The organism is Castellaniella sp. (assembly GCF_049673105.1).
Taxonomy (GTDB): Bacteria; Pseudomonadota; Gammaproteobacteria; order Burkholderiales; family Burkholderiaceae_B; genus Castellaniella.
In genome coordinates, this window is record NZ_JBATXG010000019.1 from 56,715 (window position 1) to 72,042 (window position 15,328).

General features: G+C 63.8%; 12 protein-coding genes. 6 read left to right on the plus strand and 6 right to left on the minus strand.

Translation table 11 applies throughout. The features are described from left to right. Positions 1-105: 105 nt before the first annotated feature. Positions 106-1,053 (minus strand): LysR family transcriptional regulator, encoded by a 948-nt coding sequence (locus WBF69_RS07100; RefSeq protein WP_424262637.1) that lies wholly within the window; start codon positions 1,051-1,053, stop codon positions 106-108. 143 nt (positions 1,054-1,196) lie between these two features. On the opposite strand from WBF69_RS07100, the gene xdhA reads away from it, so the two are divergent. The 6 genes from xdhA (at position 1,197) to WBF69_RS07130 (ending at position 9,624) form a co-directional block, all read left to right on the plus strand. Continuing rightward, the gene (gene xdhA / locus WBF69_RS07105) at positions 1,197-2,681 is read left to right on the plus strand and encodes a xanthine dehydrogenase small subunit (RefSeq protein ID WP_424262639.1); all 1,485 of its coding nucleotides are present in this window, start codon (positions 1,197-1,199) and stop codon (positions 2,679-2,681) included. A gap of 16 nt (positions 2,682-2,697) precedes the next feature. Beyond that, positions 2,698-5,073, plus strand: coding sequence for a xanthine dehydrogenase molybdopterin binding subunit (xdhB, locus tag WBF69_RS07110; protein WP_424262723.1), 2,376 nt, complete (start codon positions 2,698-2,700; stop codon positions 5,071-5,073). A gap of 10 nt (positions 5,074-5,083) precedes the next feature. Next, positions 5,084-6,127, plus strand: coding sequence for a xanthine dehydrogenase accessory protein XdhC (xdhC, locus tag WBF69_RS07115; protein WP_424262641.1), 1,044 nt, complete (start codon positions 5,084-5,086; stop codon positions 6,125-6,127). Positions 6,128-6,183: 56 nt separating this feature from the next. Next, positions 6,184-7,509, plus strand: coding sequence for a guanine deaminase (gene guaD / locus WBF69_RS07120; protein ID WP_424262643.1), 1,326 nt, complete (start codon positions 6,184-6,186; stop codon positions 7,507-7,509). Positions 7,510-7,570: 61 nt separating this feature from the next. Then, complete coding sequence (locus WBF69_RS07125) at positions 7,571-9,055, plus strand: AMP nucleosidase (RefSeq protein WP_424262645.1); 1,485 nt, start codon at positions 7,571-7,573, stop codon at positions 9,053-9,055. A gap of 20 nt (positions 9,056-9,075) precedes the next feature. Beyond that, positions 9,076-9,624, plus strand: coding sequence for a YaeQ family protein (locus tag WBF69_RS07130; RefSeq protein ID WP_424262647.1), 549 nt, complete (start codon positions 9,076-9,078; stop codon positions 9,622-9,624). A gap of 62 nt (positions 9,625-9,686) precedes the next feature. Here WBF69_RS07130 and WBF69_RS07135 read toward each other — a convergent pair whose 3' ends face one another. From WBF69_RS07135 to gatC, 5 genes are all read right to left on the minus strand, one after another. Next, on the minus strand, positions 9,687-10,550 hold the full coding sequence (locus tag WBF69_RS07135; protein WP_424262649.1) for an aldo/keto reductase: 864 nt from the start codon (positions 10,548-10,550) through the stop codon (positions 9,687-9,689). 112 nt (positions 10,551-10,662) lie between these two features. After that, the gene (locus WBF69_RS07140; RefSeq protein ID WP_424262651.1) at positions 10,663-11,415 is read right to left on the minus strand and encodes a TSUP family transporter; all 753 of its coding nucleotides are present in this window, start codon (positions 11,413-11,415) and stop codon (positions 10,663-10,665) included. A gap of 366 nt (positions 11,416-11,781) precedes the next feature. Further along, on the minus strand, positions 11,782-13,239 hold the full coding sequence (gene gatB, locus WBF69_RS07145; protein WP_424262653.1) for an Asp-tRNA(Asn)/Glu-tRNA(Gln) amidotransferase subunit GatB: 1,458 nt from the start codon (positions 13,237-13,239) through the stop codon (positions 11,782-11,784). Continuing rightward, complete coding sequence (gene gatA / locus WBF69_RS07150) at positions 13,239-14,762, minus strand: Asp-tRNA(Asn)/Glu-tRNA(Gln) amidotransferase subunit GatA (protein WP_424262655.1); 1,524 nt, start codon at positions 14,760-14,762, stop codon at positions 13,239-13,241. The genes gatB and gatA overlap by 1 nt, the downstream gene beginning before the upstream one ends. A gap of 4 nt (positions 14,763-14,766) precedes the next feature. Then, positions 14,767-15,075: an Asp-tRNA(Asn)/Glu-tRNA(Gln) amidotransferase subunit GatC gene (gene gatC / locus WBF69_RS07155; RefSeq protein WP_424262657.1), complete on the minus strand. Its 309-nt coding sequence runs from the start codon at positions 15,073-15,075 to the stop codon at positions 14,767-14,769. Between the last annotated feature and the right edge of the window lie 253 nt (positions 15,076-15,328).

A 15,328-nucleotide genomic window follows, 5' to 3' on the forward strand; every position in this document is an offset into this window, starting at 1 on the left:
GGACAAGGTTTTGCGCTGTGCGCGCGCAGCGCTGATGACAATTATCAAGCTGCGCTGATGTGGCTACGGCAGCGGTTGACGCTGTCGATAGGCCCTGTCAGGGCCTTATGAGCCGCCGTGCTCCCCCAGGCTGGCCTGCAGCATCGACGCCACCCGGACGATGCACTGGCGCAGCCAGATGACCTCGGGCGCGCCGTGGCAGCGGCGATGCCACAGCAGGTAAAAACGCATCGCCGGAAAGGGGAAGGGCGAGGGCAGGATGGTGATGGGCAGATAGCGGGCGTAGTGCTGGGCGAATTGGCGGCCTGTCGTGAACACCAGGTCGGTGCGCAGCAGCATGCCGGCCACCTGGCCGAAATAGGGGATGGTCATCTGGATGTTGCGCCGCAGGCCCTGGGCGGCCAGGTAGCCGTCGATGAAGCTTTGCCGTTCGGACACGTAGGGGAAGGGCGCCAGATGGGGCAATTCCAGGTATTGCTTCAGGCTTAAATCCCGTCGCGCGATGGGGTTCTGGCTGCCCACCATGCAGACGACTTCGTCGTCGAACAATCGCGCCATGTGCATCTGCGGCGGCGGTTCCAGCCAGTTGCCGATGACCACGTCCAGGCCGCCGTCTTCCAGGCCGCCGGCATAGTCGTAATCCGCATTGATCGGGTGTACGATGAATTTGGCATGAGGCGCTTCGCGACGCAGAATTTCCGCGATGTTCGGCAGAAACATCGCATCCAGGTAGTCGGGCGCGCCCAGATGAAATTCGCGCGTCGAATGCGCGGGGTCGAAAGCTCCCGGCGGCTGGGTGATGCGTTCGATGGCGGACAGCGCGTCGTTGGCGTGGGCCAGCAGTTCCAGGCCGCGTTCAGTGGCCACCATGCCGGTCTTGCTGCGCACCAGCACCGGGTCGCCGGTGATCTCGCGCAGTCGTCGCAAGGAATTGCTGATGGCCGGCTGGGACAGGCCCAGTTTGATCGCCGCACGCGAGACGCTTTGCTCGGTCAGCAGAATCTGCAGGATACGCAACAGGTGGGTATCCATGGAATCACGGGTTTTGCTCATGCGGTCCATTATTCACGGGGCTGGCGTCGGCGTCCATGATCAGCGACCCTGATAAGCGCCATCATCGTTTGCGAATGCCGGGGCTTGCGGCTTAGTGCTATCTTGGACCATAACACCCGGCTAGAACATAAAAAGGTACCACGATGGAGACAACCGCCATTCGCTTTCATTATCGTGGCGAAATCCACGAAGTCACGGATCAGCCCACGACCCGCACCGTGTTGCAGTATCTGCGCGAAGACCTGGGCTGCATGGGCACCAAAGAAGGCTGCGCCGAAGGCGATTGCGGCGCCTGCACCGTCATGGTCGCCGAACCAGACGGCCAGGGCGGCGTGACCATGCGCGCAGTCAATTCCTGTATCCAGTTCCTGCCCACACTGGACGGCAAGGCGTTGTACACCGTCGAAGACCTGCGCCAACCCGATGGTTCGCTGCATCCGGTGCAGCAGGCGATGGTGGACTGTCATGGCTCGCAATGCGGTTTTTGCACGCCGGGTTTCATCATGTCCCTATGGGGCATGTATCTGGCCCACGGCCCGCAGGACCCCGCCCCCACCCGCACGCAGATCGACGACGCCCTGTCGGGCAATCTGTGCCGTTGCACGGGCTATCAGCCCATTGTGAGGGCGGCGGGCGAGATGTATCAACATCCCGCCGTCGAATTCGACCGCGCCGCGCTGGCGAAAGTCCTGAACACGCTGCAGCGCGACGAGGTATTTTCCTACACTCATGACGGGCATACCTTTCATGCGCCGCGCACCTTGGCCCAGCTGGCGCAGCTGCGACAGGATTATCCCGATGCGCGCATCCTGGCCGGCAGCACCGACGTCGGTCTGTGGGTGACAAAACAGCAGCGCGATCTGCCGCACCTGATCTACATCGGTCAGGTAGCCGAACTGCGCGACATCCACCTGGAAGGCGACGACCTGTTGATCGGCGCGGGCGCCTTGTTGAATGACGCCTACGACGCCCTGGTGGCGCATATCCCCGAACTGGCCGAATTGCGCCAGCGCTTCGCGTCCTTTCCGATCCGCAACGCGGGCACGCTGGGCGGCAATGTGGCCAATGGCTCGCCCATCGGCGATTCCATGCCGGCGTTGATCGCCCTGAATACCAGGATCATCCTGCGCCTGGGCGACCGGGTCCGGGAAATGCCCCTGGAAGACTTCTATCTGGCCTATCAGAAAAACGCCGCTGAACCGGGTGAATTCGTGCAGGGCTTGCGGGTGCCGGTGCGGGTCGAGGGGCGGCAGTTCCGGGCGTACAAATTGTCCAAGCGATTCGACCAGGATATTTCCGCCGTCTGTGCCGCGTTCGCCGTGGTGCTGGACGATGCCGGACAGGTCCAGCAATTGCGCACCGGCTTTGGCGGCGTGGCTGCCACGCCCTGCCGGGCGCGGGCAGTGGAGGCCGCCTTGCAGGGCCAGGTCTGGGACGAAACCCATGTGCGCGCCGCCATGCAGGCGATAGCCCAGGATTTCAAACCCCTGACCGACATGCGCGCCAGCAGCGCTTACCGTCTGTTGGCATCGCAGAATCTGCTGTATCGCTTTTATCTGGAAACCGCCCCTGGGGCGCCGTTGGCGACGCATCAGGTGAATACGGCCAATCTGGCCGAACTTGCTTGAGGAGGCCAATATGAACATGCGTGTCAATATCCCGGTCGAACTGGACCGGTTGGCAGTCGGCAACGACAGCATCCCGCGGCCCGTGGTGGGCGAACCGGCTGCAGGCGCATCCAGTCCGCACGAATCCGCGACGCTGCACGTCAGCGGCGAAGCCGTCTATACCGACGACATCCCCGAGTTGCGCAATACCGTGTATGCGGCGCTGGGCCTGTCCGACAAGCCCCACGCCCGCATCGTCGCGATGGATCTGGATGCCGTGCGCCGCGCGCCCGGCGTGCTGTATGTGTTGACGGCCAAGGACATTCCGGGCGTGAACGATTGCGGCCCGGTGATTCAGGATGACCCCATCCTGGCAGATGGTCTGGTGCAGTACGTCGGCCAGCCCATGTTCGCGGTGGTCGCCAAGACCGTAGACCAGGCCCGTCGCGCCGCCCGCCTGGGGAAAATCACCTACGAAGAGCTGCCTTTTCTGCTGACCCCTAAACAAGCCAAGGACGCCGGCGCCAGCACCACGGACGAATTGCGCCTGATTCAGGGCGACGTGCAAAAGGCGCTGGATGGCGCCCCGGTGCGCCTGACCGGTGTGTTTTCCTGCGGCGGCCAGGAACAGTTCTACCTGGAAGGCCAGATCGCCTATGCCATTCCGCGCGAAAAAGACGGCCTGCAGGTCTTGTGTTCCACCCAGCACCCCACAGAAATGCAGCACGCGGTGTCGCACGCCCTGGGTTGGCAGCGCCATCAAGTCGAGATCGAATGCCGGCGCTTGGGCGGCGGGTTTGGCGGCAAGGAATCCCAATCCGCGCTGTTCGCCTGCGTGGCGTCCATCTGCGCCGTGCGCTTGCAGCGCCCGGTGAAGCTGCGGGCCGACCGCGACGATGACATGATGATCACCGGCAAACGTCACGGTTTCTATTTTGAATACGACGTGGGCTTCGATGCCGAAGGTCTGATCCTGGGCGTGCGGCTGGATATGACGCTGCATTCCGGGTTTTCGGCGGACCTGTCCGAAGCGGTCGCCAGCCGCGCGCTGGCCCACTTCGACAATGCCTATTACATCCCGGCGGCTGACATCCATACGATGTGCGGCAAGCTCAACACCCAGTCGGCCACCGCCTTTCGCGGCTTTGGCGCTCCGCAAGGCGCGCTGGTCACGGAAGTCCTGATCGATCGTGTGGCCCGCCAGCTGGGCAAAGATCCGCTGGACGTACGCTACCTGAATCTGTACGGTACCGATACGCGCAACGTCACGCCGTATGGCGAGGTCGTCCAGGGCAATCTGCTGCATCCCATCATCAGCGAACTGGAAGATAGTTCCGACTATCGCGCCCGCCGCCAGGCCGTGCGTGAATTCAACGCCCACAGTCCCATCCTGAAAAAAGGCCTGGCGTTGACGCCGGTGAAATTCGGCATTTCCTTCAACGTGCCGGCCTTCAACCAGGCGGGCGCGCTGGTGCATATTTACCGCGACGGGTCGGTGCTGCTGAACCACGGCGGTATTGAAATGGGTCAGGGCCTGAATACCAAGGTCGCGCAGATCGTGGCCAACACGCTGGGCCTGGATCTGGAATGCGTGCGCGTCACCGCCACCGACACCTATAAGGTCGTCAACACGTCGGCGACGGCGGCGTCGACCGGGTCCGACTTGAACGGCAAGGCAGCCGAGGATGCCGCCTTGACCTTGCGGACCCGGCTGGCGGATTTCGCCGTCCGCAAATACGGCGGCAAGGCCGAAGACGTGACCTTCGCCTGGCGCCAGGTCAGCGTCAACGGCAAGACGCTGCCATTTGCGCAACTGGTCGAAGAAGCCTACTGGGACCGGGTGCAGCTCTGGTCCGACGGGTTCTACAAAACCCCCGGCATCAGCTGGGACAAGGCCACCTGCCGCGGCAATCCGTTCTTCTACTATGCCTTTGGCGCAGCCGTGTCCGAAGTCGTCGTCGATACCCTGACGGGCGAATGGAAACTGCTGCGGGCCGACATCCTGCACGACGCGGGGGCCTCCATCAATCCGGCCATCGACATCGGTCAGGTCGAGGGTGGTTACATCCAGGGCATGGGCTGGCTGACCACGGAAGAGCTGGTCTGGCGCGATGACGGTCGCCTGACCACGCATGCGCCGTCCACCTACAAGATCCCGGCGATCAGCGACTGCCCGCGCGACTTCCGCGTGAAGCTGTTCAAGGCCCGCAATCACGCGGATTCCGTCCACCATTCCAAAGCCGTCGGCGAGCCGCCGCTGGTGCATGGCGTCAGCGTGTTCAACGCCATCGCTGATGCGCTGTCAGCCCTGGGCGATGGGCATGTCTCGCCCGATTTGAACGCCCCGGCGACCCCCGAAGCGATTCTGATGGCGGCAGAGGGCCTGCGGCAGCGGCACGCCGCGACGGCCTGAGGAGACGGCGATGACTGCCTGGATCGATCAGGCCCTGTGGTGCCTGGACCGCCAGCAGCCTGTGGTGCTGATCAGCGTCGCTGCCGTGCGCGGATCCGCGCCGCGGGAAGCCGGCGCCAAGATGCTGGTGTCGGCGGCCCACCAGTGGCTGACGATCGGCGGCGGCCAGCTGGAATGGCAGGCCACGCATGTGGCCAGGGCGCATCTGCAAGACCGCGACGATCAGCCCGACCGATGGGTGCGGGACATGCCCTTGGCGGCATCGCTGGGGCAATGCTGCGGCGGCTTGGTCACCTTGCTGTTCGAACAGTTGCGGGAAGGGGATCGCGACTGGCTGCTGCGGGCGCGGGATCGCCTGCGGGGCCAGGAATCCTTTGAGCGCGAGGTCGGCATCGGCGGGCCCGGCCTGGCCCCCTGGGTCCGCTTGCAGGCGCCGTCCGCCGCGTCGCGCCCCGGCAATCGATTTCAGGCCAGCCGCCTGCTCGATCCGCAGGATCCGCGCGGCTGCCCGGTCCTGACCGAACCCCTGGTGCCGGATGCACTGCATGTGGTGGTCTTTGGCGCCGGCCATGTGGGCCATGCCCTGGTGAATATCCTGGGGACGCTGCCTTGTCGCGTCACCTGGGTCGACGCCAGAGACGATCTGTTCCCCGATTCGGTCGCGCCGAACGTCACCATCGAGGCGACCGACACCCCCGAGGCCATCATCGACCAGGCGCCGGCGGGCGGCTGCTATCTGATCATGACGCATGATCATGCGCTGGATCAGCATCTGTGCGAACAGCTGATGAAGCGCGGCGATGCCGCTTATGTCGGGCTGATCGGTTCGGCCACCAAATGGCATAAATTCCAACAGCGTTTTACCGCTCGCGGCATCCCGCCGGAACGCCATGCGCTGATCACCTGCCCGATCGGCGAACCCGGCATCGAAGGCAAGCAGCCCGCCGTGATCGCGGTATCGGTGGCGGCGCAGCTGATGCGCTTGCGCACCCGCCTGATGCATCAGAACGTCGCGTCGGCATCCGCGCCGACCGATGTCGCACTGACGCACTAGCAGCCTTTACTTCCGGCATTGGCGCCGGCACCTACAAGATTCAGGAGACTTCCCCCATGACCTCGACGTCGAATGCTCAGGCTGTGCCTGACCTCCAAGCCTATCGCGCTCAACTGCTGTATTTCCGCGATACGCCGAAGGCCGAGGACGAGGCCTGCGAGTGGATCCAGGACGGTCTGCTGGTGGTGCGCGACGGTCGTATCGAGCAATGCGGTGATTACGCCCAGCTGGTGCGCCAGCTGCCGGCTGGCACGGCAGTGCACGACTGGCGCAAGCGCCTGATTACGCCGGGCTTCATCGACACACATATCCATTATCCGCAGACCGACATGATCGCCTCGCCCGCGCCCGGTTTGCTGCCCTGGCTGGAAACCTACACGTTTCCCACCGAACGGCGTTTCGAGAACCCCGATTATGCGCAGGACGTGGCCAGGTTTTTCCTGGACGAGCTGCTGCGCTGCGGCACGACCACGGCGTTGGTGTATTGCACGGTGCATCCGGGATCGGCTCAGGCCTTCTTCGAGGAAAGCCATGCGCGCAATCTGCGCATGGTGGCCGGCAAGGTCATGATGGACCGCAACTGCCCGGAATACTTGCGCGACACGGCGGAATCCGGCGCGCGCGACAGCGAGATGCTGCTGCAGCGCTGGCACGGCACGGGCCGCCAGCTGTATGCGCTGACGCCGCGTTTTGCGCCCACCTCCACCCCAGAACAGCTGGGTCGCTGCCGCGAGCTGGCGCAACGTTATCAGGATGTCTTCATCCAGTCCCATGTGTCGGAAAACCAGGATGAAGTGAAATGGGTGATGTCCCTGTTTCCCGGCCATCGCAGCTATCTGGATATTTACGACGACTATGGCCTGCTGCGCCCGCGCTCGGTGTACGGCCACTGCGTCTGGCTGGACGATGACGACCGGCGCCGCATGCGCGATGCCGGCGCGGTGGCGGCGCACTGCCCCACGTCCAATCAGTTCCTGGGCAGCGGTCTGTTCGATTTCGCCGCCGCCAAGGACTTCGGCATGCCCGTGACCCTGGCCACCGACGTCGGCGGGGGCTCGTCTTTTTCCATGTTGCAGACCATGAACGAAGCCCACAAGGTCGCGCGCTTGTCGGGGTACTACCTGACCGCGCGGCGCATGTTCTGGCAGGCCACGCAGGGGGCTGCCAAGCATCTGGGCCTGACTGGGCAGATCGGTACGCTGGAAGCCGGAGCCGAAGCCGATTTCATCGTCCTGGACCCTCAGACAACGCCGCTGTTGGAACGCCGCACCGGCCACGCCGAGTCCCTGGAAGAACTGCTGTTCGCCCTGGCCATGCTGGGCGATGACCGTGCGATTGCCGCAACCTATGCCGCAGGCAAAGAGGTGCATCGAAGGGGGTGATGGCGGTAGCGTCCTCCATGTGTCATAAAGACCTGCCATAATCAGGCGCATGAACACATTCATGGATGCTACCCGCCCGACCCGTCTGCCGCCGCTGGTGCCGTTTGCCAGCTATGACGATGCCGATGCCGCCGTCGATCAGCTGATCACCTTGTATCGGCGCAACACCGCCTTTATCCGCGATGCCTTTCGGGAATACAACGCCGGCACGCTGGAAGTCGGTCAGCGTGTGCGCGCCTGTTATCCGGCCATCCGCATTCGCATCAACACGTATCCCGACGTCGACAGCCGCCTGTCCTACGGCCATTTGGTCGAACCCGGCGTCTACATGACCACGGTGACGCGCCCGGAATTGTTCCATGATTACCTGCGCGAGCAGGTGCGCTTGCTGTTGCGCAATCACCGGGTGCCGATCGAAATCGGCGAATCGGACCTGCCGATCCCCCTGCACTTTGCCTTCCCGGAAGGCGAATATGCCCAAGGGGAATATTCCGAGGCTCCCGGCCATGCGCTGCGGGATCATTTCGATGTGCCCGATCTGGCGGTCACGGACGATGCCATCGTCAACGGGACCTGGCGTGGCCGTTCGAACCAGCCGCGACCGCTGGCGCCCTTTACCGGGCCGCGCATCGATTATTCGCTGCAGCGCCTGCAGCATTACACCGGCACATCGCCGTCGCATTTTCAGGACTTCGTGCTGTTCACGAACTACCAGTTCTACGTGGATGAGTTCGTCAAATGGGCGCGGGATTCGCTGGCGGCCGGCTCGGGCGGTTATACCGCGCTGGTACAGCCCGGCAATCATATCGTCACCCGGGAAACGGCCTCGCAGCCTGCGCCGCCGATGGCTTTCAACCCGCAGATGCCCACCTATCACCTGAAGCGCGAAGGTCATACCGGCATCACCCTGATCAATATCGGCGTGGGGCCGTCCAACGCCAAGACCATCACGGACCACGTGGCGGTGCTGCGCCCATCCGCCTGGCTGATGCTGGGCCATTGCGCAGGTTTGCGCACGACACAGCGGTTGGGCGACTATGTGCTGGCCCACGGCTATGTGCGCCAGGATCACGTGCTGGACGACGATCTGCCCATCTGGGTGCCGGTGCCGCCGCTGGCCGAAGTCCAGGTGGCCCTGGAAGACGCCGTGGCCGAGGTCGCCGGCCTGTCGGGCTGGGAACTGAAAAAGATCATGCGCACCGGCACGGTCGCCACCATCGACAACCGCAACTGGGAACTGCGTGATCAGCAGGAACCGGTGCAGCGCCTGTCGCAGTCACGGGCGATCGCTCTGGATATGGAATCCGCCACGATCGCTGCCAATGGCTTTCGCTTCCGGGTCCCCTACGGAACACTGCTGTGCGTGTCCGACAAACCCCTGCACGGCGAACTGAAATTGCCCGGCATGGCCAGTGCGTTCTATCGCACCCAGGTCAATCAACATCTGCATATCGGCATCCGGGCGCTGGAACGCCTGCGCGATATGCCCAGCGAACGTCTGCATTCTCGCAAGCTGCGCAGCTTCATCGAGACGGCCTTCAAGTAGAGTTTTATCCAGGAATCATCATGGCCCTGCGCGCTACCATCTACAAAGCGGCAATCAACGTTGCCGACAACGATCGCGGCTATTACGGCAGCCACACCGTGACGGTGGCGCGTCATCCCTCGGAAACCGACGAGCGCCTGATGGTGCGCTTGCTGGCCTATGCCCTGTGGGTACAGGCCGATGAACGGCTGGTGTTTACACGCGGGCTGAGCGACACCGACGAGCCCGACCTGTGGAATCTGGATCTGACAGGGGCCGTGCAGCAGTGGGTCGAAATCGGCTTGCCCGATGAGCGTCGCCTGCTGAAGGCCTGCGGTCGCGCCGACCAAGTGCTTGTCCTGGCGTATGGGCGCGGCGTCGATGTCTGGTGGGCAGGGGTCCAGAACAAGACCACCCGCGCCGGCAATCTGCAGGTATTCGCCCTGGATGCCGAGGAGACCAAAGCCCTGTCCCTGCTGGCGGATCGCAATATGGACTTGAGCATCAACATCACCGACCGCAACGCCTGGGTATCCTGCGACCGTGGTGATGTCAGTCTGGATGTGCGCAGCCTGCGCGAACTGGTCTGACGCGCCGCCGGCAGCGGCGGTGTGCTTATCGCGAGCACCGCGCGTCGCGCTGTTGTAGCGGGTCAGACGCCAGCCTTGTCCAGCGCGTCGAATTCCTGATCGCTCAGGACGACCTGGGCGCCTGCTACGTTCTGAGCCAGATGATCGGGATTGCCGGTGCCGGGGATCGGCAGCATCACCGGGGACCGTTTGAGCAGCCAAGCCAGAGCGATGGCGCTGACACTGACGTCGTGATGCCGTGCAATATCACCCAGGACGGAATCGGGCTGCGCCAGTTTGCCTGCGTTCAGCGGATACCAGGGAATGAAGCCGATATTGTGTGCGGTGCAGTAGTCCAGCACCGCCTCGCTTTTGCGTTCCCCCAGGTTGTACTGGTTCTGGACCGTGGCGACGGGAAAATATTGCTGGGCTTCTTCGATATCGGCGGGGTGGACTTCGCTCAGCCCCACATGGCGGATCAGGCCTTCCTGGCGCATGTCGGCGATGATCTGCAACTGTGCCTGGCGTGATGTGCCGTGGTCCAGGCGGTGCAGCTGCCACAGGTCGATGCGATCCACGCCCAGCCGGCGCAGGCTCATCAGCACGCACTGGCGCAGATAGTCGGGCTGGCCCAGTGGTACCCACTGATCGGGGCCGTGGCGCAGCAGACCGCCTTTGGTGGCGATGAGCAGCCCTTTATATGGGTGCAGGGCGTCGTGGATCAGGGTTTCGCTGACGAATGGCCCGTAGCTGTCGGCCGTATCGATGAAATTCACGCCCAGTTCGGGCAGACGTCGCAAGGTGGCCAGGGCGGCTGCCGGGTTTGCCGGCATGCTCCAGATGCCTGGCCCGGTGATGCGCATCGCCCCGTAGCCCAGCCGGTGAACGGGAATGTCGCCGCCAATCAGAAATGTGCCGGATGCGGCTGCATTGGGTGCTGTGGACATGAAAACCGCCTCATCATGAAGGGTGTTGGAAGATTCATGATAGGACGGTGTCTGCACGCGCGCCAGAGTGCGTCGTGCGCCGGGCTGATGCGCCAGGGGCGCTGCAGGACGCCTACTGTTCCAGAATCATCTTCACCGATACGATGACGGCCATCGTCACCATCAGGACGCGGATCAGCTGGTGACCGCGCGTGACCACCAGCCGGGCGCCAATGGTGCCGCCCACCCATTGCCCCGCCAGCATCGGCAACCCATAGGACCAGATGATGCTGCCATGCCAGGCAAAGAAGAGGACCGCAGCCAGATTGCTGCACAGGTTCAGCAGTTTGGCGTGCGCAGTCGCTTTGACCAAATTCATGCCCAGCAGGACAACGAATGAGATCGCCAGAAACGTGCCGGTGCCCGGCCCGAAGAAGCCGTCATAAAACCCGATCAGCGGCGCCAGGGTGGCAGCGTACAGAGCCATCGAGATACGTTGCGCCCGGTCCTGCGCCCCGACTCTGGGCGACAGCAGGAAATACAGGGCGAATCCGATCAGCAGCACGGGGATGATCTGCTTCAGGATGCTGCTGTCGATGCGGGTCAGCGCGATACCGCCCGCCAGCGATCCCAGAAATGTCCCCAGCATCATCCAGCGGCTGCGTTTCAAATCGATCTGCCGCATGCGCAGAAAATGCAGCGTTGCTGCCGTGGACCCGGCAATCCCGCCGATCTTGTTGGTGGCGATCGCTGCCCCCGGCGGCAGGCCCACGGCCAGCAGCGCAGGGATCGTGATCAGCCCGCCGCCGCCCGCAATGGCATCGATGATGCCCGCGACCAGGGCGACGATGAACAGCAGGGCGACGATGTCAAAAGTGATTTCCATGATGACCGGATGCAGATCCCGAAGGCAGGCGGTCACATCATACGCGTGTGGGCGGGGGATTTCTTACGAAACCGGGTGGGCCGGGGCATACCCCCTTCATCCGGTTTACGTCGCCCGGTCCCGGCTTTGCCGGGACTGCCCTCCTTCCAGACCACCATCGGGGCGCTCGCCAAACGCGCGGGGTGATTCGTCCACTGGACGAATCACAAGCGTCCCGCTTGAACGGTGGCTCGCTTGCCTCCCCGATTTCCATGCAATGACCGACGGCCTCCAACAGCGCCGGGAAGACCCGGCACCATCCAGCCTGAGGGATTGGCAGGGCGGTGAGAGCAACCAAGGCCTGTAGCCATGGAGGCAAACAGAAAACTACCTGTCCAGCCGCTGCTTCAGCACCGTATTCACCTGCTGCGGATTCGCCTTGCCCTTGGCGGCCTTCATCACCTGGCCCACCAGCGAATTGAACGCTTTTTGCTTGCCCGCGTGGTATTCCTCGACAATCGCCGGGTTGGCCGCCAGCACTTGGTCGATCATCGCTTCGATCGCCCCCGTATCGCTGATCTGGCGCAGACCTTTCGATTCGATGATCGCGTCCGCGTCGCCGCCCGATTCCCCGGCCCACATCGCTGCGAACACGTCGCGCGCGATCTTCGTCGAAATCGTGCCGTCCAGGATGCGCGTGATCAGCGCCGCCAGTTGCGCCGGAGACACCGGCGACTGCGCGATATCCAGCCCGTCGCGGTTCAGCGAAGCCGACAGCTCGCCCAGGATCCAATTGGCCGCCTGTTTTGCCTGATCGGCGGGCAGGGCGGCGGCGGTCGATTCGAAATAGTCCGCCACGGCGCGGTGCAGCGTCAGTTGTGCCGCGTCGTAGGCCGTCAGGCCCATGTCCGATTCGAATCGGGCGCGTTTCGCCGCCGGCAGTTCCGGCAGGGATGCGCGCACCTGCTCGATCCATTCAGTCTCCACCATCAGCGGCGGCAGGTCGGGATCGGGGAAATACCGGTAGTCGTCGGAATCTTCTTTCGTGCGCATGGCGCGGGTTTCGTCCCGGTCCGGGTCGTACAGCCGAGTCTGCTGGATGACCTTGCCGCCGTCCTCGATCAGTTCGATCTGACGGCGGACCTCGTACTGGATGGCGCGTTCCAGGAAGCGGAAGGAATTCAGGTTCTTGATCTCGCAGCGCGTGCCGAATTCGGCCTGCCCGCGCGGGCGCACCGAGACGTTGGCATCGCAGCGGAAAGAACCTTCCTGCATATTGCCATCGCAGATGCCCAGCCAGACGACCAGGCCGTGCAGGGTGCGGGCGTAGGCCACCGCCTCGGCGGCGGAGCGCATTTCCGGTTCGGTGACGATTTCCAGCAGCGGCGTACCGGCGCGGTTCAGGTCGATGCCGCTGGACGATTCGCCGTGCGGCCCGGTGAAGTGTTCGTGCAGGGATTTGCCCGCGTCTTCTTCCAGGTGGGCGCGTGTCAGGTTGACCGTGTGTTCCTGTTCACCCACGAAGAACGACAGCTGACCGCCCACCACGATGGGCAGTTCGAACTGGCTGATCTGGTAGTTTTTCGGCAGGTCTGGATAGAAATAATTTTTACGCGCGAACACAGACCGATGCGCCACCTGCGCGTTGACGGCCAGGCCGAACTGGATGGCGCGTTCGACCGCGCCCCGGTTCATGGCGGGCAGCGAACCCGGCAGGGCCATATCCACAGCATTGGCCTGGGTGTTGGGTTCGGCGCCAAAGCGTGTGCTGCTGTGTGAAAAGATCTTTGACTGCGTGGACAGTTGGGCGTGGGTTTCCAGCCCGATGACGATTTCCCAATCCATTATGCGTGTTCCGGTGTGCGTTGGTGCCAGTCGGTGGCTTGCTGATAGCGATCGGCCAGGGCCAGCAGGCGGCCTTCGTCGAAATAGCGACCGACGATCTGCAGACCGATGGGCAGACGGCCTGATTCCCCGCCAAAGCCGCAGGGGATGGACATGCCGGGCAGGCCGGCCAGGCTGACGCCCAGGGTGTAGATGTCGCCCAGCCAGTCGGCGATGGGGTCCTGGCGGTTGTCGCCGATGCGGCGAGCGGTGCCGGGTGTGACCGGACCCATGATGACGTCGCAGTCCTGGGACAGGACACGCTGGAAGTCATCGACGATCATGCGGCGCACACGCTGGGCCTGCAGGTAATAGGCGTCGTAGTAGCCGTGTGACAGCACATAGGTACCGACCAGAATGCGGCGGCGGACTTCGTCGCCGAAGCCTTCCGAGCGTGAGCGGCTGGTCATGTCGGCCAGGTCTGTGTATTGGGCTGCCCGGTGGCCGTAGCGCACCCCGTCGTAGCGCGACAGATTGCTGGATGCTTCTGCAGGGGCGATGACGTAATACGCCGGAATCGACAGGCGGGTGCGGGGCAGGGAAACATCCACACGGGTCGCGCCCAGCGATTCGAAGACCTGCAGGGCGGATTCAATGGCGGCGCCGACATCGGCGGCCAGGCCTTCGTTGAAGAATTCGCGCGGCACGCCGATGCGCAAGCCTTGCAGGGGGCGGTCGCCGTTGGCCTGGAAGGCGGTCTGGCTGGCGGCGAACGCAGCCTGGATGCGACCGGCGGTGTTGGCTTGCCCGTCGCAGGATTCCAGGCTGGTGGAATCCTGGGGGTCGAAACCGCTCATGGCATCGAGCAGCGGCACCAGATCCTGGGCGCTGCGCGCCAGTGGGCCGGCTTGGTCCAGGCTGGAGGCATAGGCGATGATGCCGTAGCGCGACACGGTGCCGTAGGTGGGTTTGATGCCGCTGACGCCGCAGTAGGCGGCGGGCTGGCGCACCGAGCCGCCGGTGTCGGTGCCGGTGGCGCCCAGGACCAGGCCTGCCGCCACGGCGGCGGCGGAGCCGCCCGACGAGCCGCCGGGGATGCGGTCGGCGTCCCAGGGGTTGCGCACCGGGCCAAAGGCGGAATTTTCATTGCCCGAGCCCATGGCGAATTCGTCGCAGCTCAGTTTGCCCAGCGACACGGCACCTGCCTGACGCAGATGATCCACGACAGTGGCGTCAAACGGGCTGACGTAGTTGGCCAGCATGCGGCTGGCCGCCGTGGTGCGCCATCCGCGCGTGACGAACAAGTCTTTGTGAGCGATGGGGATGCCGGTCAGCGGCCCCGCCTGGCCGCCGGCCAGCGCCTGATCGGCGTCGCGGGCTTGGGCCAGGGTCAGATCGTCATCGATGTGCAGAAAGACATTCTGGTCGGAATGGCCGCGCGCGGCACGCAGAGCGTCGGTGGCCAGTTCGGTGGCGCTGATCTGCCGCTTGTGCAGGGCATCGCTCAGTGCCTGGATGCTGTGGAATTCTGAAAGCTGGTTCATGGCATCATTCAATGACGGTAGGCACGAGGAACAGGCCCTGGTGGGCCGCCGGCGCGTTTGCCAGGAAGGCATCGCGCTGGGCCGCCGATTGCGCCGGACTGGCCGTGTCGTCGCGCAAGCGCAGGGCGATATCCTGGTGGGCCGCCAGCGGGTGGGCCATGGGTTCGATGCCGGCGGTATCCACGGCCTGCAGTTCTTCGATCAGGCCCAGGATGCGGTTCAATTCCTGGTGCGCGCGGGATTGGTCATTGGAGTCCAGTCGCAAGCCCGAAAGCCGTGCGAGCCGGGCGATGTCCTGTTCGGTCAGTGCCATGTCGTCTTGCCGGAGAGGCCGTCGCCAATGCGGCAGCCGGATGAGTGTGTGAGGATGTGTCCGAAAATGCGGAAAGCGGATGTTTTGCAAAACTTTCCACTTAATTCCGAGCGTGTCCCTATAGGATTATAAGTTATCATTACCGATTCTATGCGGCTTGCCTGGCCTGTGCCCGCCGTGCTGGCGGTTGATCGTCGGTAACACTGGGCCCTACGTGAGCAAATCACATTCCACCCCTTTTCATTAGTGCGCC